A 20,922-nucleotide genomic window follows, 5' to 3' on the forward strand; every position below is an offset into this window, starting at 1 on the left:
GAAAGAGGATCACATGAAAAACGGCCAACTGAAGCCGGGGTACAACGTCCAAATCGCAACCGAAGGTCAGTACACGCTTGCCTATGATGTCTATCCGAACCCGACCGACATGAAGACGTTGATCCCGTTCCTCGATGAGATTGAAACGTTCCTCGACCTACCCGCCTACATCGTCGCCGATGCCGGATACGGGAGCCAGCAGAACTATACAGACATCCTCGAGCGCCGGGGGCGCCAGCCGTTGATCCCGCATACGATGTACAGGAAGGAACAGAAGAAGAAATGGCGCGAGGACCCGTTCAACCTCGCGAACTGGGCGTATGATGACGGGACAGACACGTTCACGTGCCCGGACGGGAGAAGGCTCCCGTTCAGCCATGAGTCCCATCGGACCGACCGGAACGGCTTCACCCGTGATTTTCGTGTGTACGAGTGCGAGAGCTGTGACGGTTGTCCATTCCGGGAACTGTGCACGAAGGCCGAGGAAGGGAGACACCGACAGGTCAGCGTGAACGGTGCCTGGGAAGAACAAAAGAATAGAACGAGAACGCTGCTTTCGGATGAAAAAACCGGTGCCCTCTACGCCAGACGCAAGACGGACGTGGAACCAGTTTTTGGATATCTGAAGGCCAATTTAGGTTTCACCCGCTTCTCCGTCAGGGGAAAACAGCGCGTGAAACGCGAGCTCGGCTTCGCCCTCATGGCGGTGAACCTACGGAAGTTCATCGCCGTGGGCATCGGGGGAAGTGCAAAGAAGGGGTCCGGCCACCGAAAATCGGTGACCGGACCCCTCTTTTTATTGAAAAGCTTTAAAACAGGCTAGTTATGTCCCAGCCCCTTTTTGTTTGCTTCATTTCACTTCAAACTGTTCCGCCTCGGTCGATCCAGCCAGCGCTGTCGTCGACGACTGTCCGCTCGAGATGACGAGTGAGACTTCATCGAAGTAGCCGGTGCCGACTTCACGCTGATGGCGCGTCGCCGTGTAGCCGTGTTGTTCGGCCGCAAATTCGGCTTGTTGTAACTCAGAATATGCTGCCATCCCACGCTCTTTATAGCCGCGGGCGAGCTCGAACATGCCGAAGTTGAGCGAATGGAACCCGGCGAGTGTGACGAATTGGAACTTGTAGCCCATCGCCCCGATCTCTTGTTGGAACGTCGCGATCTCGTCGTCAGACAGCTTCTTCTTCCAGTTGAACGAAGGTGAACAGTTGTAGGCGAGCATTTTTCCAGGATACTTCGTATGGATTGCGTCCGCGAACTGGCGTGCCTCGTCCAAGTCCGGTTCCGACGTCTCACACCAGACGAGATCGGCGTAAGGCGCATAGGCGAGACCGCGGGCGATCGCCTGCTCGATGCCGGCCTCGGTCCGGTAGAAGCCTTCCGGCGTCCGGTCGCCGACGATGAACGGATGGTCAATCGGGTCGATGTCACTTGTGATCAAGTTGGCCGCATGCGCGTCCGTCCGGGCAACGATGATCGTCGATACGCCCATGACGTCTGCTGCGAGGCGCGCCGCGATCAAGTTTTTCACAGCCGTTTGCGTCGGGAGCAATACTTTACCGCCGAGGTGACCACACTTTTTCTCCGAAGACAGCTGGTCTTCTAAGTGGACACCGGCCGCACCAGACTCGATCATCGCTTTCGTCAGCTCGAAGACGTTGAGCGCACCGCCGAACCCAGCTTCCATATCGGCGACAATCGGCGCGAACCAGTGCGTATCCCCTTTCCCTTCCGCCGTTTGAATCTGATCGGCCCGTTGCAGCGCCTGATTGATTCGCTTGACGACGCTCGGTACCGAGTTGGCCGGGTACAGGCTTTGGTCCGGATACATATGCCCTGATAAGTTCGCATCAGCGGCGACTTGCCAGCCGCTCAAGTAGATGGCCTCAAGCCCCGCCTTCACTTGTTGGATCGCCTGATTTCCGGTGAGCGCCCCGAGCGCGTGGACGTAATCCCGTTTGTGGAGCAGGTCCCACAGACGTTCCGACCCTTTCGTCGCGAGCGTATGTTCGATCAAGACCGATCCACGAAGCTTCATGACGTCGTCGACTCCGTACGGACGCTCGACCCCGTCAAACCGTTCCGACTGAAAAATCTTCTCGAGTTGCATGCGTTGTTCATTCATTGTTATTCCTCCTGTATTATATTAGTTTTATTTTAATTAAATTGTTATATAACAGACGTTGCAAACTTAATCCAAGTAGGCGCAGCATTCGAGTGCCGACTTGAACGTCGAATGTTCCATCCCACAACTGCGGCAGACGTTTTCCTCGTCCCGCTCTTCCGGTTTGCGGAACACGACGACTTCCTCGACCGGTTCTTTCATGATTTGGAGCGAACCGTCCGTCCGGTCGAGCACGAGGCGCATCAAGTCGTTGCCGTATACGAATGCGGTATTGGCGAGCGTCGCTGTCGACTCTCCAGAGACGATGCGGCGGATGACCCAACGTTCGATTAACTGTTCGCTTTCGATTTTTTTCGTTGTCATGATGATGCTCCTCCTTTTAAGTTCAATTCAAGTGTCGACTGTGTCAAAAACTGACGGCGGCGGCGATGCAAGATCGGTTCCGTGTACCCGCTTGGCGAATCCGTTCCTTCGAACACTAAGTCTTTTGCTGCTTGATACGCGATCGAGTCGGTCACGTCCGGCGTCATTGGCCGGTAGTTCGGGTCGGCCGCGTTCTGCTTGTCGACGACTTCAGCCATCCGGTACATCGTCGCTTCGACTTGCTCACGCGTACAGACACCATGATAGAGCCAGTTGGCCACGTGTTGGCTCGAGATGCGGAGCGTCGCCCGGTCCTCCATCAACCCGATATGGTGGATGTCCGGCACTTTCGAGCAGCCGACGCCTTGCTCGATCCAGCGGACGACATAACCGAGCAGCCCTTGCAGGTTGTTCTCGAGCTCCTCCCTCACTTCATCGTCTGTATAGACGCGTGTCGCGAGCGGAATCTCGAGCAGGCGTTTCCGTTCGCTGTCGATATCGAACGACCGTTGCACCAACTCACGTTGGACACGGAACGCATCCACTTGATGGTAATGGAGCGCGTGGAGCGTCGCGGCCGTCGGCGATGGGACCCAGGCGGTCGTCGCGCCGGACTCAGCATGGGCGACTTTCTCCCGCATCATGTCGCGCATCTTATCAGGCATCGCCCACATCCCTTTGCCGATTTGGGCTTGTTGATAGAAGTCGGCCGCGAGTCCGGTCAAGACGTTCAAGCGTTCGTAGGCATCGAGCCAAGCCGACGTCTTCATCTCGCCTTTTTTGCGCATCGGCCCGAACGTGAGCGACGTATGGATCTCGTCACCGGTCCGGTCAAGAAAACCGGTGTTGATGAAGACGATTCGCCCCTTCACGCGTTCGATGCAGTTTTTCAAGTTGAGCGACGTCCGTCTCTCCTCGTCCATCACACCGACTTTGAGCGTATGGCGCGGCAAGTCGAGCACGTCTTCGATCGCGTCGAACAAGTCGTTCGTGAACGTGACTTCTTTTGAACCGTGCATTTTCGGTTTGACGATGTAGATCGACCGTTCCCGCGAGTTCCGTTTTGAGTCGAGGTGACGGCTCGCGATCAGTGACGTGAAGATGCCGTCGAGGATTCCTTCCGGTACTTCCCTTCCTTGATTGTCGAGCATCAAATCTGTCGTCATCAAGTGACCGACGTTCCGAATGAACAGTAAGGAACGTCCCGGTAGCACGACGTCTCGTCCGTTTCTGCCTGTGTAGCGGCGGTCTTCATTCAGCTGGCGCTCGAGGGGCTTACCGCCTTTCGTGAACGTCGCTTCGAGCGTGCCGTCCATCAGCCCGAGCCAGTTTTTGTACAGGTGGACCTTGTCCCGAGCGTTGACGGCTGCGACCGAGTCCTCACAGTCGACGATGGCCGATAAGGCAGACTCGAGTTCGATATCGGTGAGCCCTGCCCCATCCGTGCGGCCGATCGGATGGTTCCGGTCAAATTTCAGTTCGGCATGGAGGCCGTTATGGACGAGCACTAAGCTCGTCGGACTGTCCGGATTCCCGACGTAACCGACGAAACAGTCATTGCTGAACGGGACGTCTTGTCCGTTGATGATGACGTATGGTTCATCGGCGCGAACCGCGTATCCTTCCGCGTCCCGGTGCGAACCCGTTAGAAGCGGGAACGTGTCGTCGAGGTATTGTTTGGCGTAAGCGATGACCGCTTTACCCCGGACCGGATTGTAGCCGGCCGACTTCGTTTTTCCGTCCGCTTCATCGATGACGTCCGTTCCATACAGCGCGTCATAAAGACTTCCCCAGCGTGCGTTCGCCGCGTTCAGCGCATAGCGTGCGTTGTCGAGCGGGACGACGAGCTGCGGTCCCGCTTGCTGTGTGATCTCCGAATCGACACCCGAGACATCGATACTAAAATCAGGGACGACCGGTTCGATGTAGCCGATTGATTGGAGGAAGCGCTCGTAGCCGACAATGTCGAAATTTGGTTTCTGTTCGCTGTACCACTTCTGTAACAGTCGCTCAAACGACTTCCGTTCGTGAAGCAACGCCTCATTTCGAGGAATGAACTCGTCTAGTATGCGCTCGACTCCTTGCCAAAACTGATGGCCCGTCTCGGCTCCTGGCAATACATGAGCCGAGACGAAGTCGAGGAGCTCCCGATGTACGCGATAAGTACCTACTTGTGTATACTGTTCCAAGCCTTCACATCCTCCCGTATTTGTTGTTATATATCAGTTGACTTTAATATAGACTATTATATAACAGTTTGGCAACAGTTTTTTTAAACTTTTTATTTGCCCACAAACGAAAAACGCGTTACGATAGATTACATGACCCATCAATGATTGAGTCATCAATTAGTTAAGGAGGGTTATGGATGCGCGAATCTTGTTCGCCTAGCGACCAAATTCTCTACAACGTTATCACTGTACAAAAAGAACTCAGCCAGCTGTTCGATACCGAAATGGATGGACTGAGCCTGACCCGATACGATATTTTGAGCAACTTGAATCACGTCGGTCCGCTTCGCCAACGCGAGCTGCAACAGCGCGTCGATGTCGATCACGCGGCCATCACCCGTCACTTGAAACAACTCGAGACGCAAGGGCTGATCGCTCGTGAACGATGTCTTCAAGACAATCGCGTCATCTACGTCGACTTGACCGAGCTCGGTCGCGACAAAATTGCACATTGGACCGAGCAAAAGAAGTGCTTATCGGACCGACTTTTTGTAAACATGAAGGTAGAGGAGCAACAACATTTGCTCGACCTGTTAAATACGTTACAACACAATATTCAACACGAAAGGAAGACCTTAATATGAACACGACAACACAGAAAGACTTTATGGAGATTGTAAAAGGACGCCGTTCGATTCGCGTCTATGACGAGAGCGTCAAAATCTCGAAAGACGAAATGACACAAATCCTCGAGGAAGCGACGACAGCACCGTCTTCGCTCAACCTTCAGCCATGGCGCTTCGTCGTCATCGACAGCGCCGCCGGAAAAGAGACACTCCTCCCGCTCGCGAGCTTCAATAAGCGTCAAGTCGAGACGTCATCGGCTGTCATCGCCATCTTCGCCGACTACCAAATGGCCGACTACACAGAAGAAATCTTCAATTCTGCCGTCGAGCGCGGCCTGATGCCTCCTGAAGTCCGCGACCGCCAAGTCGACATGATCAAAGGCATCTTCAAAGACGCACCGAACGAAATGATCAAAGACAGCATCTTGCTCGACTCAGGCCTCGTCGCGATGCAGCTCATGCTCGTCGCCCGTGCCCACGGCTATGACACGAACCCGATCGGCGGCTACGATAAGAAGAATATCGCCGAAGCGTTCGGTCTCGAGAAAGAACGCTACCTCCCGGTCATGCTCCTCTCGATCGGTAAAGCCGCAGAAGAAGGTTACCCGTCGGTCCGCTTCCCAATCGACCGCATCACAGACTGGAAGTAAGCAAAAGCTCAATCGCGTCGAGGCGATTGAGCTTTTTTTCATCCGATGTATTTGACGACCTCGTTGAAGTCGCGGCGCGTCTTCGGCGCGAAATCGCGAGCCCGGTAACCGAACGCGATCATGGCCGAGAGCGACCACGCCCCGCGTTCCATGACACCTTCTGAAATCAACAGTTCGTCAATCTGTTGTTGGTTGAACCCTTCGATCGGACATGAGTCGATCCCGATTTGGGCTGCTGCCGTCATCATGTTGCCGAGCGGGATGTACGTCTGGCGCTTGATCCACTCTTGGAACACTCGCTCATCGTCTAACAGACGATAATCTTGTTCTTGGAACTCCTGCACTCGTTTGATTCGGAGCGCATATTCGTCCTCGGTCCGTCCTTGGACGCCAGTGATGATGTGGCGCAGATAGTCCGAATCATAGCGCATCGCCTCAGGAGTCCGGGCCAAAATCAAGACGAAATGGCTTGCCGTCAACGCTTGTCCTTGAGCGCCCCACGTGTTGTCTTTAATTTTTTGAAGTAAATCTTCGCGGCGAACGACGACGAACTGCCACGGCTCGAAGCCGAATGAGCTCGGTGACAATCGTCCCGTCTCCAGGATAAATTCAAAGTCGCTTTCATCAATCTTGCGGTCCGCGTCGAACTCTTTCGTCGCTTGACGCCAACGGTACGCTTCTAAAATATCTTTTTTCTTCACTCAAATCCACTCCCCATTACCAAGATGACTCCATCATATCAAATCGATAAATGAGAAACCGTTCATGAAGATTCTTCAACGGCAATCGGACGTCTTGGACGTAACGGAACGGTGTCTCATCATTCAAAAAGTGTAAATAATCGTCGGACGGATAGTAGAGGATGATATCGACCGAACGCGGCGAGAGCTCAACCGAGTCGAGAATATTGGCAACGACTTTGCGGAACACTTGAACCGAAAACGGGTTGAAGAAATAAAATCGGTTCGCCTCAGGTGGGATCATAAACCGTTCGGCATACGCGCACTCGAACTGGATGCTCCCACGCGACCGATGCTTCTTCGTATAGTTGACCCAGTTTTGAAGCGCCTCCTCGTGATAGCCCCCATCCATCTCGACCCCGATGGCGCGGACACGGAACGTGTAGGCGAGATAAAACGGCAACCTCCCTTTCCCGGATCCAAAGTCGACGACCGTGTCCGTCGGCTCGAGCGGATAGGCGTCGCGCAACAAGTCGAGCGCAGCATATGGGGTCGGCTCATAACGATGGTATTCGACCGAGGTCGGGAAGCCTTGCTGAGGCTTCACCGTCTCGACTTGTAGCAGTCGTTCATATTGTTGTTCAGTCATGAAAGTGTCCCTTCTTGATTTTTTGGAAGAATGAATCATGCAACGCCTCGGCCAAGTCGATTTCGCGATCAAGGTACGGCTGACGCGACATCCAACATTCCCCGGCATAAAGTGCCAGTGCGACGAAACCACTGCCGAAGACGACTGCCGCGAGCGGACGGCCGTCAAGGAACGCATATAGGCAAATCATGGCGATGATCGTGACGCTAACCCGCAACATCCAATGGCTTCGCCTAATCTGTAACTGATACTGAGTCCACATATGGAGCCAAGCGATTAGGAGAACCGACAAGAAGAATGACAAAATTGAAGCATGTGTCCATCCCCAATCGACGAGCACCGGCCTAAACAACGAAACGACCACACCATATTTAATGATCAGCTTAACGATATGATAGGACAGCGAATAGCGCTTCAACACCTTGATGAGCGCATCGCCGGTGCTTCGCGTGACATCTGCTCGTTCGACCCAAATGAAAAACGTATCGCTGACGACAAGGAGCAGGAAGAGCACCGCCCAAACGAACGCCGAAACGTCGCCGACCCAATCAAGACCACCTTGCCAGAACAAGATATACTGATAACCGAGAAAGAAAAAGAGCGGAAACACGACGTACAATCTGAGCCGCCACGTTTTCCAACGCTTGGCCGCATGGTCCATCACGCGTCGCTTCAATAAATACCGAGCTGTCATCGCACGGCCACATGTTCAACCATTTCAAACAACGTCCTGCTTACCGATTGAATCGAGTCGCGCAGCTGTCGTTTCGCCGCTTCCGTCTCAAAACCGGCGTTCCCGATATGAACATCCATGTGAACCTCCTCGCGACCGATTTGCATCATTTGGCATGGTGCGCTAATGTGGATAAGCATGTGTTCTTGTCTATCTATCATACCATGCCCCAAACATAGCCTTGACAACAAAATCCCCCGTAAAGGAGTAAGTACTATGCAACATTATCTAGCCATCGATATCGGTGGAACGAGTATCAAATACGGAGTCGTCCAAACTGATGGGACACTTCTGTCGAACGACCACGTCCCGACCCCTAAGACGTGGAAAGCATTTCTCGAACAGATCGATGCAATCGTGAACAACACGCAAGCCGCGGGACCGATCCAAGGAATCGCCTTTAGCGCTCCAGGCGCCGTCGATTCGTCGACCGGGGTGATTCACGGCGTTACCGCCCTCCCCTACATTCACGAACAGCCTTTCCTCGAGCCGTTTCAAGACCAGTACGACTTACCCGTCACCGTCCTAAACGACGCGAACGCGGCAGCGCTCGCCGAAGGATGGACCGGGGCCGCCGCTTCTTTGAAACGTTATGCGACAGTCGTCATCGGCACGGGTGTCGGTGGTGCTTTTATCGACTCGAACGAAGTCATGGTCGGTTCACACTTCCATGGCGGCGAGTACGGCTATTGGATTCTTGACCCGAATGCCCCCCACCCGGACGGCACGTGGAGTAAAGTCGGTGCGACGGCCGTTCTCGTGAAGCGGTGCAGTGATCGCCTCGGACTGCCCCTCACCGGCAAAGACGTGTTCGACCTTCAATCGGACTCACGTATCCATGAGGAACTCGAAAACTTCTATCGTTGGAATGCGATTGGACTCTACAATCTCCAGTTCGGACTCGACCCGGAACGGATTTTGATCGGCGGCGGCATCAGCCGGCGGCCTGAAGTCCGTGACGGCATCAAGCGTCACCTCGATGTGCTCACGGATTCGTTCGGCACGTTCCGGATCGACGTCGAGACGTGCGCCCACTTCAATGAGGCCAACTTGATCGGTGCTGTCCGGTTCCACCTTTTAACGAACTAAAAACAGGGTTTCCATCACCGCTTGGTGAAGGAACCCTGTTTTCTATTGTCTGATGCGGTCCTCATGCAAGTGGTGATACACCTCGTCCCGGATGGCTTGGAGCGTCCGATCATGAACAATCACGTGGGCGCGAATGATGCGGTTCGTCCGCTCATCGATTTTCCGCGTCTCTAGATAGCGATCTAAGATCGGTAAACTGAAGTCATCGATTGGCAAATACGTAATCGGGATCACTTCCTGTCCCGATTTAACGGAGACTTGTATCCCGTTCACGTCAGGAAAGAAGTGCGACTCGTAATACGGCTCGATGATGAGCTCGTCTTTCATCGCGTCCCTTACTTCGGGAATTGTCGTCGGCAAGGCAATAAAGTACACCATCTGATCAAACGAGAACGAGACGTCTTGTAACGAAACGTGCAATGCCGCCGCCTCACGCTTGGCGATGTGACGTAAGATGAATAGATAGCAAGGTCGGCTCGACAGCAGTATGGTCCCAACAAAGGCGACCGCCATCATCATGACGCTAAACTCACTCATAGCACCACCCCTTCCCAGCGACAGACTTGATTTTTCCCGCGTGACTTGGCCGCATAAAGCGCCTGGTCCGCACATTCAATCAACTGTTCGACCGTCTGATCACGAAGCGTATGCTTCGAGGCGACGCCAAAACTGAGCGTCAACTGCCCGCCCGGTTGTTGATTCCCGTGCGTGAATGTTGTACCGAGCACGGCTGAACGAATCGTTTCGGCCACGTGCGTCGCTCCGATCTCATCGAATTGCGGGAGCAAAACGACAAACTCTTCGCCGCCGAACCGATACGCCATCTGTTCATCGGGTACACTTCGGCGAATGACGCTCGCGAGTCGCGTCAACAGTTCGTTCCCCGCCAAATGGCCGTTCGTATCGTTATAATGTTTGAAGTGGTCGATGTCCATGACGATGAGCGACAGTTCGTCTTCATCACACTCGCGGAACAATACATCCAAATCTTGCTCGAACGAGCGATGGTTCTTCAAACGAGTCAGTCCGTCACGGAGCGCGAGCGTCTCAATCCGTTGATAAAGCGTCGTCTGATGCAACGCAAGCGATGCTTGTTCCGCGATGGGCCGAACCCCATCGATTTTTTGAGGGGTGATCGGCTTCTTGTTGACGACGTTATCGATGACGAGCAATCCGTACGGGATACCTTGATGATGTAACGGGAAAATTGTGCACTCGTCCATCTGTAACTCTGTATGTAATAGTCGTAGGACCGCATCATCGGTGATGCTCGCATAGACGTGTTGGGGTCGGCCCGAGTCGAGTGTCTGTTTAAACACATGATTGGAATTAAATGGGAACGTCATTTTACGAATCCGTTCGTTCAATGGCTCATCGTGTGTCGAGTCCGTCTCTTTCTCGTCAATTAAATCTTGAAGGTCATAATGTTGCCGTGTGATTTCTTCCCAAATTTGGTACCCTTCCTCGGGATTCATCGGTCCCGTCCCCATGACGCCGTAAATGCTGTCTTTTTCCGGGTCGGCAAAAAAGATGATTGAGCGGTTGAAGCCGAGCCCATGACCTGCCGTCACCGATGTCAAAATCGTCTGTAGGAGACGGTCCGGGTCGAGCGTATCTTGCATCGTGAAGCTGACTTCACGAAACACGTTCAATTGACGAGAGCTTGTCGTCAACATCCGTAACCGATCCGATCGTTCCCGTTTCAATTGTTTAATATAACCGAACAAGAGCGCGGCACCGAGTCCGAAAAAGATATAACTGAGCAACAATGGAAACGATAAGTTTCCTGATTGGCTATAGACGAGCAACCAACCGACAAGAGTCGCGGTCACCATGCCCGTCCATTGAAAACAGATGAGGCCGGTCGCGATGAGCAGCAGCACTGACCAATGTAAATCATAAAAGTCGAACAGAATCCCATGCCAAATCACGACAAGGCTACTCGCCCCAACGAGTAGCCAACGGTTCAAAGATGGGGTCGTCATCAAGCGCAGTACGTTGATGACGAGTGTGATCAGGACGATGCCAACAATCAATAAACCGTATACCATCGCTACCCCTCATTTCGTCAATAATCATCTCTACACGTCTATTATAGAGCGATTATTCAAACGTGGGACAGTTTCCGCCCAATCACTGACCAAACTTTTAAGTTTCTTGAAAGATTTTCCAATAGACTTCAACGTTTGTTTTACATCATTATTTCGTGTACTTCAGCACAGTAACGTGAAATGATGGAAGCAATTAACCGAATCAAGTGAGGTGGAAACCTAATGGATTTTTGGATAGACACGCTCTCATCGATCGGGACGTACATGCTGATCGCTGCCGGTGTCAGCGTCGCGATCATTTTGTTGCGGAAAATCACGAAGTCATAACAAAAGGCGGCCACGGCCGCCTTTTGTTAGTCAAATAAAATCCGTTGCATCCGTTCCGGCGCTGCTAAAAAGTCGCGCATGACCCGGACGTGTTCGAGTTCATCGAACGTCGTCGGCGCGAGCCCCGCCTCGACTTCCAAAATCGCCGCGTCAGGGTACGACATGAGAATCGGTGAATGACTCGCGATGATGAATTGACTCCCGGCCTGCACGAGCTCATGCATCCGGGCGAGCATCGTCAATTGACGCATCGGCGACAACGCGGCCTCCGGCTCGTCTAAAATATAGAGGCCCGCGCCCCGGAAACGGTGGAGCATGAGCGACAAGAACGCTTCCCCGTGTGACTGCTCATGGAGCGAGCGACCACCATACGATTCATAAAACCGCTCAGGGTCTGGACTCAAGCGCGCTATTTCGTCCACGTAACTTGATAGCTGATACGCCGTCTCGGCTCGGAGGAAAAAACCGTCCTTCGGGCGATACGCACTACGAATCGGGCGCAACGCCTCGAACAGCGGGCTATGCGTCGACTCGGTCTCAAAGCGGAACGTCGTCGCCCCGCCTTCCGGATTGAATCCGGCGGCAATCGCCATCCCTTCGATCAACGTCGACTTGCCGCTGCCGTTTTCCCCGACTAAAAACGTGACCGGATTCGTCAACGTCAATTCGTCAAACGCTTCAAAAATCGGGAGCGAAAACGGATACCCTGGCGTTTCGATCCGATCTCGTTCTAAGCGGACACCTCGTAAAAATAAGTTCAATCCCATTCGATCCAAAAAATCGCCCCCTCGTTTGATTCGACCCCGTAATTGAGTTGCTGCGCTTCAAGCAACAACTTGTTGATGGCGAGTCCAAGACCGTGTCCGTTCGACCGATCACCTTTGACGTACATATCCCATACGCTCGCACGCATCCTATCATCGAGCCCCGGACCTTGATCCTCGATCTCGAGTCGGTTTCCGACAATTCTGATTGTGATGACGCCACCGTCGGGACTCACCTGGTAGGCGTTATGAAGAAAGTTGGACAACACCCGTTCCATCGCCGTTTGGTCGGCTTGTAGCGTGACTGCTTCGAGTTCGAGTTGGACGGTGACTTGTTTATGCCGGAACCAGTCTTCCATTCGTGCCACCGTCTCACGAACGAGTCCGTCCAATCGGATCGGCTCGATTTGAAGCGGCAGACTTCGTGACGATAACTTCGAGTACTCGAGCATCTGCGTGACGAGACGATCGATCCGGTCAACTTCTTCGGTCATGCTCCGTCCCGTCGACGAGACGTCTTCTGGCTTGACGACGCCGAGCTCGAGCATCTCTGCCTCGTTGCGAACGATAGCGAGCGGTGTCCGCACGTCATGTGTGACCCCAGAGATGAACGTCTTTTGCAGCGTCTCTTGTTCTTGAAGCGCACGATTCATCTGATCGACCGCTTCCGTCAAATCACCGATTTCATCGTCTGTGACCGGCGGCAAGCTGATCGTGTGTGTTCCTGCCATGATCGCCGTTGCCGCTTGTTTCAATTGGACGAGCGGTGACGTCAAGCGCCGCCCCATCCAATACGTCACGCCTATCGCCGCGACGAGGGCGAGCAGGAAGCCACTCCCGAGAATCATATAGATTTGACGGAACTGGGGATTCGCTAGCGGCGCATTCGTATACGTCACGATTTGAATGTCTCCTTCTTCTCGTAAAAACGTCAAGAGACGCGTCCCGTTTACGCTGACTTGATCGCGTTCCGCCAATGCGTCCGGGTTCAGCGTCGGTGTCATCTGTCGCCGCATCCGTCCACCTCGGTCAAGATCGATCGGTTCGCCGTCTTGAAACACGAGGACGTTGAGCTGTCCCGGTATGCCTCGCCCTTCAGCTAACGCGTCATAGACGATGTCCGCTTCACGCTCGAGCTGGGCGTAGCTTTCCGTCTCGGCAAAGCGGCCGATCAAGAGCGACGTGAGTCCGAACGTGAGCACGGCCATGACCACGAGCGGGAGAATGGCGGTCCACAACAACTTTTTCATCAACCGGTTCATCACACGTCCTCCAATCGATAACCGACCCGATGCACCGTCTTCAACTGCCGTTTGATCGTCTTGGACTTGTCGCGGAGCTGTTTAACGTGCGTGTCGACCGTCCTCGTGTCACCGACGAACGTATAGTCCCACACGTCGTCGAGCAATCGGTTCCGGTCAAGCGCTTCCCCGATATGCTTCATGAAATAGAGCAGCAGTTCGTACTCCTTATTGGCCAATCGAATCGATTTCCCGTCTTCCGTCACCGTCCGTGATTTTTCATCAACTTTCAGATCGCCGAACACGATGCCATCCGTCTGCTTGACGAGACGCTTCAATCGAATCTCGAGCTCTTTCAAGACGATCGGTTTGACCAAATAGTCGTCAGCACCGAGCTCAAGACCGAACACTCGGTCATCGGCTTCCCCGCGTGCCGTCGTCAACACGATGGCCGGCCGCGGCTGAAGTGTCTGTAATCTCGGAATGAGCGTCCATCCTTCTCCGTCCGGCAGGCGAACGTCGAGCAGGACCGCATCGAACGGCTGATCAAGCAGTCGTTTCGCCTCGGCGAGTGTCCCCGCCACGCTGACAGTAAAGCCCGCGTACGTCAAAAAACGGGCCATCCCGTCCGCTAGCTTCTGTTCATCTTCCACTACGAGCACGTTCATCTGTATCGCCTCCACTCCCATTATATCGCATCAAGAAAGCATCCCATCGTTTCCCAAATACAATTTGCAAAAACCTTGCAACTCCCTCACAACTTGCCGGCGGGCAAGATTTACACTTGAGGTAGTAAAAGGAGGAGATATACATGAAATCATCAAAATTAGCACTCGCTTTGGCCGGTCTGCTTGCCGTCTCGGGCACAGGCGTCTACGCAGCCACGAACGAGACGACGACAACTGAAACGACAGAATCGACGGAAGCTTCGACGCAATGCGAACGCGGTGAACGTGGTGAACGCGGCATGTTCGGAGACCGGGCAGCCGGACAAGCGGCGTTGCTTGAGGCGCTCGGTTTGAGCGAAGCCGAGGTCGAAGCGGCACGTGAAGAAGGACAGTCGCTTCCTGAGCTCGCGGAAGAGAAAGGCATCACGGTCGACGCATTCATTGACGCGATCATCGCCTCACACGAAGTGAAACTTGATGCAGCGGTCGAGAACGGTAATTTGACGCAAGCGGAAGCCGACGCGATTTTAGCTGAACATGAGGAGCGATTCGCTGACGTGACGAGCTACGAGAACCTAGATGACATGCGCGGCTTCGGCGGTAAAGGCCGACACGGTCACGGAGCGCATAACGGATTCGGTGGCCAAGATGGAGACGCGGACGACGCACCTGCAACTGAAGAAGACAGCACCGTTGAAAATCAAAGCACTAGTTCATTGTAAGCAAAAAGGCAACCGAGATTTGGTTGCCTTTTCATATGGCCAATAAAAGTAACGCGTATCCGATGAGCCCGACGGCAAAGGCACGAAAACTGCTGTCACGCTCTTCGGGTAACTCTTCTTTCATGACGTTCAAGATGATGCCACCGGCCAAAAAGGCGACAATCATCGACAGTGTGGCTTCATGGAGCGCTGAAAACGCCCCGACACTCCAGCCGACGAGCACTGCGAGTGAAAGTAACAACCGTCCCCGCTCGTCATACAATTGTTGATGGTGGTGTCTCAACCCTTGATCGACCGTGATGAAATGAATCCCTAACGCAAGAAAGTAGAGCGTCATCGCCCATATCGAGTCGAACTCACTCTCTGCGAGCACGTACCCGATGCTAAAGTTGTAAAAGATGAACAGCGCCATATGAATCCAAAACACGCTACCGTTCCCGCGATTTTTCAGTTGTGTGGCCAACCGTTCTAACCCATAAAACACCGCCAGACCGAGCATGCTGACGATCAGGATGTGGTTCTCAATCGAGGCGAACAGACCGCTCCCGAGATGTCCTTCGAGTTCGCGTTGGTATTCATTCAGTTCAGGCAAGAGATGCAAGAACACGTAAGCGACAGCGACGCCACCGGCGAGCGACAAGAAGCGGCTCCGTGGCGTCTCGCGCACGTGAATCAGTTGACCTGAAAAGTAGTGGATCAAGGCAAATCCGATGGCAAACAACAAACTTAACCAAAACATCTAGTCCACCTCCGACACATTACCCGACAGCCGGACGTTTCGTCATGACTCTCGGTCCTTGGTCCTTACCCGAGCGCTTAAGGTCATACACTTTTTAGTCTCCACGTTCGGCGCGTTGCCGTGCCCGAATCTCTTTTTCAACACGACGCAACGCTTTCTTCGAGCCACGCTCAAAATCATGCGCCTCTTTGCGCTCTCGATAGTCTACGAACAACGTCTCTAAGTCATAACCCGCCGGATAGAGATCAACCGCCTGCGCTTCAAGCCGGACGCGTCGCAACGGATGGTCGCTGAACGTCCCTTCTGCATAAACCGTGACATGTCGCCCAGAATCGTCCGTCGCATAGACGAGCCCGACTTGATTCGTCTCGAGTAACCGGACGCGATCTCCTTTTTCAAATTGCTGGATCAGTTCCGGTTTCGCATTCACCACTTCTTGTGTCAGCTTCGAAGTGTCGACGAGTGTCTGGTCATATACTTTTTCTTTCATATAACGTGACGCCTGTTTCAAAATCGCTTCGGGCAGCTTCATTTTCCGGGCAATGAACAACGCGTTGCTGTCACCGGACTGACCGATCAACAACCGATACTTCGGCTCGAGCGTGTCCGGGTCGAACTGCATCGCCGCGTTCATGAAGTCCGGATGCGCCTCGGAATACGCTTTGATTTCCCCGTAATGGGTCGAGGCGACGACGAGACAACCGCGCTTGTACGCCTCTTCTAAAATCGCGATGGCGAGCGCCGCGCCTTCGTTCGGTTCGGTCCCACTCCCAATTTCGTCAAATAAGAGCAGCGATCGCTTGCCGGCCCGCTGCATGATCGTCGCCACGTTGTTCATGTGGGCCGAGAACGTGCTGAGGGCAGAACCCATGTCTTGATTGTCACCGATATCGACGAACACGTCGTCAAACGTCGAGATGTCTGTATCGGGATGAGCCGGGATGTGCAGACCGCTCATCGTCATTAAGCTGAGCAAGCCGATCGTTTTCAAGACGACCGTTTTCCCGCCGGCGTTCGGTCCGGTGATGATGAGTCCGCGGTACGTCTCGCCGAGCGAGAAGTCGAGCGGGACCGCCCCATCAAGCAACGGGTGCCGGACTTGTCGCAAACGAATTTTCCCGGTCCCGTTCACGCGTGGCGAAATTCCTTCGATCGTCTGGCTATACTTCCCTTTGGCGAATACCATGTCGTACTGGGCGATAACGTCGAGCGTCGTCTCAATCGCCGGTAACGCTTCGGCCACCATACCGGTCAGTGTCGCGAGCACTTGATAAACTTCGACCGCTTCCTCGGTCCGTTTGACGGCGAGTTCCGCGTTCAGCTTGCTGATCGCTTCCGGCTCGATGAACACGGTCGTCCCCCGGTTCGACGTATCGATGATCGTCCCGGCGACTTTATGTTTGTACGACGCCTTGATTGGGATCGTGAATCGGTCCTGCTTCTTCGTCACAAACGCGTCTTGAATCGCTTCACGGTTGGCCGCGCTCTTCAAAAATTTAGTCAACCGCTCCTCGATCCGTCCTTCGAGAATATCGATTTGCTTCCGAGTCCGTTTCAGTTCTTTTGACGCCTCATCGACGACGCGTCCGGCCCGGATCGACCGAACGATTTCTTCTTCGATCGAGCGCCTTTCACTCATCTCGTCCGCGTACAGAGATAACAACGGTGCAAAGAACGTCTGCTCGGCCATGAATCGTTTCAGTTTGCGGGCTCCGCGGAAAAATTCAGCGACGGCTTCAAGTTCACCCGCTTCGAGCTGGATGCCACGACTGATTTTCCCGATGAGCGGTTCCATGTCGGACACCCCGATGAACGGGACGTGCGACGAGGCGTCTAGGATCGCTCGTGCCTCCGACGTCTCTTGCAGTCGTTTCTTCACCGTCTGTAGATGGCTCGTCGGTTGTTGATTTCTGAGCAACTTGCGACCGAACCCGCTGATGCAGTAGCGTTCGACTCGTTGGATGAGTTCAGTATATTGTAGTTTTTCTAACGTTTGTTCGTTCATGGTGATCTCTCCTTAAAATAGGGTGGAGATACCGCGCAAACAAAAAGCGTCGGTCGATGACGACCAACGCAAAAAGACAGACCGGTGTCTGGCAGTTTATGATGGGCGGTATCCGTAACAGAACATGAAGGCATGACAAAAACACGCGTCATCCTACATTTTTCAGTTCGTTAGGCAGATACGACCTCACTCATCAACATGCAACACCTTTCACTTAAGATTCGTTTTCACTATACAACAAATTTCAGAATAAGTACATTTTTTAGAGAGCGCTTACAAATTAGGTCTTGTCTTCTTTTAGATAGCGTGCTACGTTGAGACAGAAGAAACAAATATTGATCACATGTGACTGATTCGATCAGGCATGGGGTAAGACGAAAGGCTCACGCCACCCGTCTATACTCCATGCCTGTTTTGTTTTTTCACAATCATTTTCGTAGGGAAAGGATGAAGTGAACATGTTATTGAATAAGTGGATGAAGCGACATACACTGACACTTTATGCACCCATGGAAGGAGACATCATTCCACTTGAGCAAGTGGCCGACCCCGTCTTCAGCGAGAAGATGATGGGCGACGGAATCGCCATTAAGCCGACAAACGGGACAGTCGTCGCACCGGCTAATGGAACGATCGTCCAAATCGCACCGACGAAGCACGCCATCGGCATCCGGACGGAAGACGGAGCTGAGATTTTGATTCACGTCGGGTTAGACACGGTCGAACTTTCAGGAGACCCGTTCACAGTCCACGTCACTGTCGGTGACCATGTTGACGTCGGACATCCTTTGTTGACAGCGGACTTGAAGCAGATTAATCAAGCCGGGAAGGACACGGTCACTCCGATGATTGTCACGAACGGAAGCGAGCTGCCAAATCCTTACTCGTTCCACGCAGGTGGCCCCTCGCTTTCCGGAAAGACTGTCGTCGCTCAAGCGGAACAATGACTCCTCGATAGGAGGACACATGTTAAAAATTAAAAAGATTTTAAACAACAACGCGGTCATCGTCTCGGACGAAGGTGAAGAAAAGATCGCCATCGGACCCGGCGTCGCGTTTAAAAAAGGGCGCAACGACATCGTCAACCCGCACAAAATCGAAAAACTTTTCGTCATGTCGGAAAACGATAAGTTTCAACAACTCCTCAGCCGTATCCCGGTCGAGCACTTCACGATTTCCGAAGAAATTATCACGCATGCGGAGAAGCGGCTCGAGACGACGTTCAATGAGCATATCCACGTCGTTTTGACCGATCATATCTCATTCGCCATCGAGCGTGAAGAAGAAGGAATCTCACTTCGGAACAAGCTGTTGAATGAGATCAAAATCTTGTATCGCAACGAATATGAAATCGGACTGTGGGCGCTGCAACTAATCGAGGACAAAATCGGATTGAAGATGCCGAAAGACGAAGCGGCTTTCATCGCGCTCCATATCCATACACTCAAAGTGAAAGGAGGTGATTTGCGCAAGACGGTCAAACAGACGACGATCGTAAGAGACATGATTCAATCGATTTCACGACGACTCGACCTATCTATCGAAGAAGATGACTTATCCTATCAACGCTTATTAACCCATTTACGATTCGTCATGGATCGGGTCAACCATTACGATCATCACACGATCGACGAGGACATGCTTCGGATGATTCAAACAAAATTCTCGTCCGCTTACGCGTGTGCGTCTGACGTCGCAACTGAAATGGAAAACTTATACGGCATCGTCTTGCCCGAGTCAGAGCTTGGTTACATCACGCTCCACATTCAACGCCTGCAAGATCAACACCATCAAAAAGGAGGACATTTACAATGATGAACTTTTTACAACGTCTCGGACGTTCGCTCATGTTGCCGGTTGCGGTACTTCCTGCAGCGGCCATCCTCATGGGCATCGGTTACTGGATCGACCCAGTCGGCTGGGGTTCTGAAAACATCGCCGCCGCCTTCCTCATTAAAGCCGGTGCAGCCATCATCGATAACATTCCAATTCTCTTCGCTGTCGGGGTCGCCCTCGGTATGGCGAAAAACCGTGACGGCTCGGCCGCTCTCAGTGGTCTCGTCGCTTTCCTCACGGTCACGACATTGTTGTCTTCCGCGACAGTCGCCCTGTTCCAAGGAATCGACGTCACTGAAGTCAACCCAGCATTCGGTCGGATCGCCAACGCGTTCGTCGGTATCTTGTCAGGTATCGTCGCTGCTCAAATGTATAACCGCTTCAGCCATGTGAAGCTCCCGGACGCGCTCGCCTTCTTCAGCGGCAAACGTCTCGTGCCAATCATGACGGCGTTCGCTATGATTGTCGTCTCGGTCGCACTTTACTTCGTCTGGCCGGTCGTCTACACAGGACTCGTCGGATTCGGTGAAACAATTTCGAAAATGGGGGCGATCGGGGCTGGACTTTACGGATTCTTCAACCGTCTATTGATCCCGACAGGTCTTCACCACGCCCTCAACTCGGTATTTTGGTTTGACGTTGCCGGCATCAACGATATCGGTAACTTCTGGTCCGGTGAAGGTGAGAAAGGGATCACTGGACGCTATCAAGCTGGATTCTTCCCGATCATGATGTTCGGTCTCCCGGCAGCAGCACTCGCGATGTATCACACTGCGAAAACGAAACGTAAAAAACAAGCGGCCTCGCTCCTTCTCGCCGCAGCGTTCGCTTCATTCTTCACAGGTGTCACGGAACCGCTCGAGTTCTCGTTCATGTTCCTCGCACCAGTTCTTTACCTTGTCCATGCTGTGTTGACAGGCGTGTCACTCTTTATCGCTGCCACGTTCCAATGGACGGCCGGGTTCGGCTTCAGTGCCGGTCTCGTCGACTTCGTCCTCAGCTCACGGCTACCGCTTGCGAACCAGCCGTACATGTTGCTCGTCCAAGGCCTCGTCTTCGGTGCCATCTACTACACGATCTTCCGCTTCATGATCGTCAAACTTAACTTGGCAACGCCAGGTCGCGAGTCGGACGAAGCAGTTGATGCGGTCGCGACAGAAACAGCGCCTGAAGGTGACACGAAAACGGCACCAGTCGCAGCAGGTGGTCAGTACTCTGCGATGGCAGCCATGATTTATGACGGTCTCGGTGGTGACCAAAACGTCACCGGTATCGAATCGTGTGTCACACGTCTCCGTGTCGACGTCAAAGACATGGAGACGGTCGATCAAACGCAAATTAAGAAAGCGGGCATCCCAGGAATTAAAGTCGTCAGCCCGAACCATATTCAAGTCATCGTCGGGACGAACGTTCAATTCGTCCTCGAAGAGATTGAAAAACTCCGGAGCAACCGCGCCGGATGACGAACGAAAGCCACCTCCAT

22 protein-coding genes are annotated in these 20,922 nt (G+C 53.3%); 8 read left to right on the forward strand and 14 right to left on the reverse strand.

Translation table 11 applies throughout. The annotated features are described in order from the left end of the window. Nucleotides 1-823: transposase (locus tag EVJ32_RS08125; protein WP_236639500.1), on the forward strand; the 823-nt coding region annotated here is incomplete at its 5' end. A 27-nt stretch (nt 824-850) separates the two neighbouring features. Here EVJ32_RS08125 and aceA read toward each other — a convergent pair. From aceA to EVJ32_RS08140, 3 genes are all read right to left on the reverse strand, one after another. Beyond that, entirely contained in the window at nt 851-2,125 is a 1,275-nt protein-coding gene (aceA, locus tag EVJ32_RS08130) for an isocitrate lyase (protein ID WP_131457827.1), read from the reverse strand. Between the two features lie 66 nt (nt 2,126-2,191). After that, nucleotides 2,192-2,488 (reverse strand): hypothetical protein, encoded by a 297-nt coding sequence (locus EVJ32_RS08135; RefSeq protein ID WP_131457828.1) that lies wholly within the window; start codon nt 2,486-2,488, stop codon nt 2,192-2,194. Next, nucleotides 2,485-4,677, reverse strand: coding sequence for a malate synthase G (locus EVJ32_RS08140; protein WP_131457829.1), 2,193 nt, complete (start codon nt 4,675-4,677; stop codon nt 2,485-2,487). Before EVJ32_RS08140 ends, EVJ32_RS08135 begins: the two co-directional genes overlap by 4 nt. Before the next feature lie 179 nt (nt 4,678-4,856). On the opposite strand from EVJ32_RS08140, the gene EVJ32_RS08145 reads away from it, so the two are divergent. Then, complete coding sequence (locus EVJ32_RS08145; protein ID WP_070328087.1) at nt 4,857-5,303, forward strand: MarR family winged helix-turn-helix transcriptional regulator; 447 nt, start codon at nt 4,857-4,859, stop codon at nt 5,301-5,303. Continuing rightward, a complete protein-coding gene (locus EVJ32_RS08150) occupies nt 5,300-5,935 on the forward strand; it encodes a nitroreductase family protein (RefSeq protein WP_131441238.1) in 636 nt (211 codons plus the stop codon). The genes EVJ32_RS08145 and EVJ32_RS08150 overlap by 4 nt, the downstream gene beginning before the upstream one ends. 38 nt (nt 5,936-5,973) lie before the next feature. On the opposite strand, the gene EVJ32_RS08155 is transcribed toward EVJ32_RS08150, so the two are convergent. From EVJ32_RS08155 to EVJ32_RS16445, 4 genes are read right to left on the reverse strand one after another with little or no spacing between them, the layout of a single operon-like run. Further along, nucleotides 5,974-6,636 (reverse strand): NAD(P)H-dependent oxidoreductase, encoded by a 663-nt coding sequence (locus EVJ32_RS08155; protein WP_131457830.1) that lies wholly within the window; start codon nt 6,634-6,636, stop codon nt 5,974-5,976. A 16-nt stretch (nt 6,637-6,652) separates the two neighbouring features. Continuing rightward, nucleotides 6,653-7,264 carry a class I SAM-dependent methyltransferase gene (locus EVJ32_RS08160; RefSeq protein WP_131457831.1) on the reverse strand — a complete coding sequence of 204 codons (612 nt, stop codon included), beginning with the start codon at nt 7,262-7,264 and terminating at the stop codon, nt 6,653-6,655. Next, the gene (locus EVJ32_RS08165) at nt 7,257-7,958 is read right to left on the reverse strand and encodes an ABC transporter permease (protein WP_131457832.1); all 702 of its coding nucleotides are present in this window, start codon (nt 7,956-7,958) and stop codon (nt 7,257-7,259) included. The genes EVJ32_RS08160 and EVJ32_RS08165 overlap by 8 nt, the downstream gene beginning before the upstream one ends. Next, complete coding sequence (locus EVJ32_RS16445; protein ID WP_255417728.1) at nt 7,955-8,077, reverse strand: hypothetical protein; 123 nt, start codon at nt 8,075-8,077, stop codon at nt 7,955-7,957. Before EVJ32_RS16445 ends, EVJ32_RS08165 begins: the two co-directional genes overlap by 4 nt. Before the next feature lie 136 nt (nt 8,078-8,213). On the opposite strand from EVJ32_RS16445, the gene EVJ32_RS08170 reads away from it, so the two are divergent. Beyond that, the gene (locus EVJ32_RS08170; RefSeq protein ID WP_161566949.1) at nt 8,214-9,086 is read left to right on the forward strand and encodes an ROK family protein; all 873 of its coding nucleotides are present in this window, start codon (nt 8,214-8,216) and stop codon (nt 9,084-9,086) included. A gap of 42 nt (nt 9,087-9,128) precedes the next feature. Here the strand turns inward: EVJ32_RS08170 and EVJ32_RS08175 are convergent, their stop codons facing one another. The 5 genes from EVJ32_RS08175 to EVJ32_RS08195 form a co-directional block, all read right to left on the reverse strand. Beyond that, the gene (locus EVJ32_RS08175; RefSeq protein ID WP_131457834.1) at nt 9,129-9,623 is read right to left on the reverse strand and encodes a hypothetical protein; all 495 of its coding nucleotides are present in this window, start codon (nt 9,621-9,623) and stop codon (nt 9,129-9,131) included. Then, complete coding sequence (locus tag EVJ32_RS08180; RefSeq protein WP_131457835.1) at nt 9,620-11,137, reverse strand: GGDEF domain-containing protein; 1,518 nt, start codon at nt 11,135-11,137, stop codon at nt 9,620-9,622. The genes EVJ32_RS08175 and EVJ32_RS08180 overlap by 4 nt, the downstream gene beginning before the upstream one ends. A 353-nt stretch (nt 11,138-11,490) precedes the next feature. Further along, the gene (locus EVJ32_RS08185; RefSeq protein WP_131457886.1) at nt 11,491-12,231 is read right to left on the reverse strand and encodes an AAA family ATPase; all 741 of its coding nucleotides are present in this window, start codon (nt 12,229-12,231) and stop codon (nt 11,491-11,493) included. Next, on the reverse strand, nt 12,222-13,490 hold the full coding sequence (locus EVJ32_RS08190) for a HAMP domain-containing sensor histidine kinase (RefSeq protein ID WP_131457836.1): 1,269 nt from the start codon (nt 13,488-13,490) through the stop codon (nt 12,222-12,224). Before EVJ32_RS08190 ends, EVJ32_RS08185 begins: the two co-directional genes overlap by 10 nt. Then, the gene (locus EVJ32_RS08195; RefSeq protein ID WP_131457837.1) at nt 13,490-14,137 is read right to left on the reverse strand and encodes a response regulator transcription factor; all 648 of its coding nucleotides are present in this window, start codon (nt 14,135-14,137) and stop codon (nt 13,490-13,492) included. Before EVJ32_RS08195 ends, EVJ32_RS08190 begins: the two co-directional genes overlap by 1 nt. A 143-nt stretch (nt 14,138-14,280) precedes the next feature. Here EVJ32_RS08195 and EVJ32_RS08200 point away from each other — a divergent pair, with 143 nt between their 5' ends. Then, complete coding sequence (locus tag EVJ32_RS08200) at nt 14,281-14,859, forward strand: hypothetical protein (protein WP_131457838.1); 579 nt, start codon at nt 14,281-14,283, stop codon at nt 14,857-14,859. Nucleotides 14,860-14,890: 31 nt separating this feature from the next. Here the strand turns inward: EVJ32_RS08200 and EVJ32_RS08205 are convergent, their stop codons facing one another. Beyond that, entirely contained in the window at nt 14,891-15,598 is a 708-nt protein-coding gene (locus tag EVJ32_RS08205; RefSeq protein WP_131457839.1) for a hypothetical protein, read from the reverse strand. Between the two features lie 94 nt (nt 15,599-15,692). After that, nucleotides 15,693-17,603, reverse strand: a complete 1,911-nt coding sequence (locus EVJ32_RS08210) for an endonuclease MutS2 (RefSeq protein ID WP_131457840.1) — start codon at nt 17,601-17,603, stop codon at nt 15,693-15,695. 458 nt (nt 17,604-18,061) lie between these two features. Here EVJ32_RS08210 and EVJ32_RS08215 point away from each other — a divergent pair, with 458 nt between their 5' ends. From EVJ32_RS08215 to nagE, 3 genes are read left to right on the forward strand one after another with little or no spacing between them, the layout of a single operon-like run. Next, nucleotides 18,062-18,550 carry a PTS sugar transporter subunit IIA gene (locus tag EVJ32_RS08215; protein ID WP_236635535.1) on the forward strand — a complete coding sequence of 163 codons (489 nt, stop codon included), beginning with the start codon at nt 18,062-18,064 and terminating at the stop codon, nt 18,548-18,550. A gap of 19 nt (nt 18,551-18,569) precedes the next feature. After that, nucleotides 18,570-19,418: a PRD domain-containing protein gene (locus EVJ32_RS08220; protein ID WP_131457841.1), complete on the forward strand. Its 849-nt coding sequence runs from the start codon at nt 18,570-18,572 to the stop codon at nt 19,416-19,418. After that, nucleotides 19,415-20,902: an N-acetylglucosamine-specific PTS transporter subunit IIBC gene (gene nagE / locus EVJ32_RS08225; RefSeq protein WP_131457842.1), complete on the forward strand. Its 1,488-nt coding sequence runs from the start codon at nt 19,415-19,417 to the stop codon at nt 20,900-20,902. The genes EVJ32_RS08220 and nagE overlap by 4 nt, the downstream gene beginning before the upstream one ends. Nucleotides 20,903-20,922: the final 20 nt, after the last annotated feature.

This window comes from Exiguobacterium sp. SH5S4 (genome assembly GCF_004337045.1).
Classification (GTDB): Bacteria; Bacillota; Bacilli; order Exiguobacteriales; family Exiguobacteriaceae; genus Exiguobacterium; species Exiguobacterium aurantiacum_A.

Excerpts from the sequence above, each read along its gene's own strand:
- aceA (WP_131457827.1), bottom strand. The coding sequence starts at position 2,125 with ATGAATGAACAACGCATGCAACTCGAGAAGATTTTTCAGTCGGAACGG.
- EVJ32_RS08135 (WP_131457828.1), bottom strand. The coding sequence starts at position 2,488 with ATGACAACGAAAAAAATCGAAAGCGAACAGTTAATCGAACGTTGGGTC.
- EVJ32_RS08145 (WP_070328087.1), top strand. The coding sequence starts at position 4,857 with ATGCGCGAATCTTGTTCGCCTAGCGACCAAATTCTCTACAACGTTATC.
- EVJ32_RS08150 (WP_131441238.1), top strand. The coding sequence starts at position 5,300 with ATGAACACGACAACACAGAAAGACTTTATGGAGATTGTAAAAGGACGC.
- EVJ32_RS08160 (WP_131457831.1), bottom strand. The coding sequence starts at position 7,264 with ATGACTGAACAACAATATGAACGACTGCTACAAGTCGAGACGGTGAAG.
- EVJ32_RS08165 (WP_131457832.1), bottom strand. The coding sequence starts at position 7,958 with ATGACAGCTCGGTATTTATTGAAGCGACGCGTGATGGACCATGCGGCC.
- EVJ32_RS16445 (WP_255417728.1), bottom strand. The coding sequence starts at position 8,077 with ATGGATGTTCATATCGGGAACGCCGGTTTTGAGACGGAAGCGGCGAAA.
- EVJ32_RS08170 (WP_161566949.1), top strand. The coding sequence starts at position 8,214 with ATGCAACATTATCTAGCCATCGATATCGGTGGAACGAGTATCAAATAC.
- EVJ32_RS08175 (WP_131457834.1), bottom strand. The coding sequence starts at position 9,623 with ATGAGTGAGTTTAGCGTCATGATGATGGCGGTCGCCTTTGTTGGGACC.
- EVJ32_RS08180 (WP_131457835.1), bottom strand. The coding sequence starts at position 11,137 with ATGGTATACGGTTTATTGATTGTTGGCATCGTCCTGATCACACTCGTC.
- EVJ32_RS08185 (WP_131457886.1), bottom strand. The coding sequence starts at position 12,231 with ATGGGATTGAACTTATTTTTACGAGGTGTCCGCTTAGAACGAGATCGG.
- EVJ32_RS08190 (WP_131457836.1), bottom strand. The coding sequence starts at position 13,490 with ATGAACCGGTTGATGAAAAAGTTGTTGTGGACCGCCATTCTCCCGCTC.
- EVJ32_RS08195 (WP_131457837.1), bottom strand. The coding sequence starts at position 14,137 with ATGAACGTGCTCGTAGTGGAAGATGAACAGAAGCTAGCGGACGGGATG.
- EVJ32_RS08200 (WP_131457838.1), top strand. The coding sequence starts at position 14,281 with ATGAAATCATCAAAATTAGCACTCGCTTTGGCCGGTCTGCTTGCCGTC.
- EVJ32_RS08205 (WP_131457839.1), bottom strand. The coding sequence starts at position 15,598 with ATGTTTTGGTTAAGTTTGTTGTTTGCCATCGGATTTGCCTTGATCCAC.
- EVJ32_RS08210 (WP_131457840.1), bottom strand. The coding sequence starts at position 17,603 with ATGAACGAACAAACGTTAGAAAAACTACAATATACTGAACTCATCCAA.
- EVJ32_RS08215 (WP_236635535.1), top strand. The coding sequence starts at position 18,062 with ATGTTATTGAATAAGTGGATGAAGCGACATACACTGACACTTTATGCA.
- EVJ32_RS08220 (WP_131457841.1), top strand. The coding sequence starts at position 18,570 with ATGTTAAAAATTAAAAAGATTTTAAACAACAACGCGGTCATCGTCTCG.
- nagE (WP_131457842.1), top strand. The coding sequence starts at position 19,415 with ATGATGAACTTTTTACAACGTCTCGGACGTTCGCTCATGTTGCCGGTT.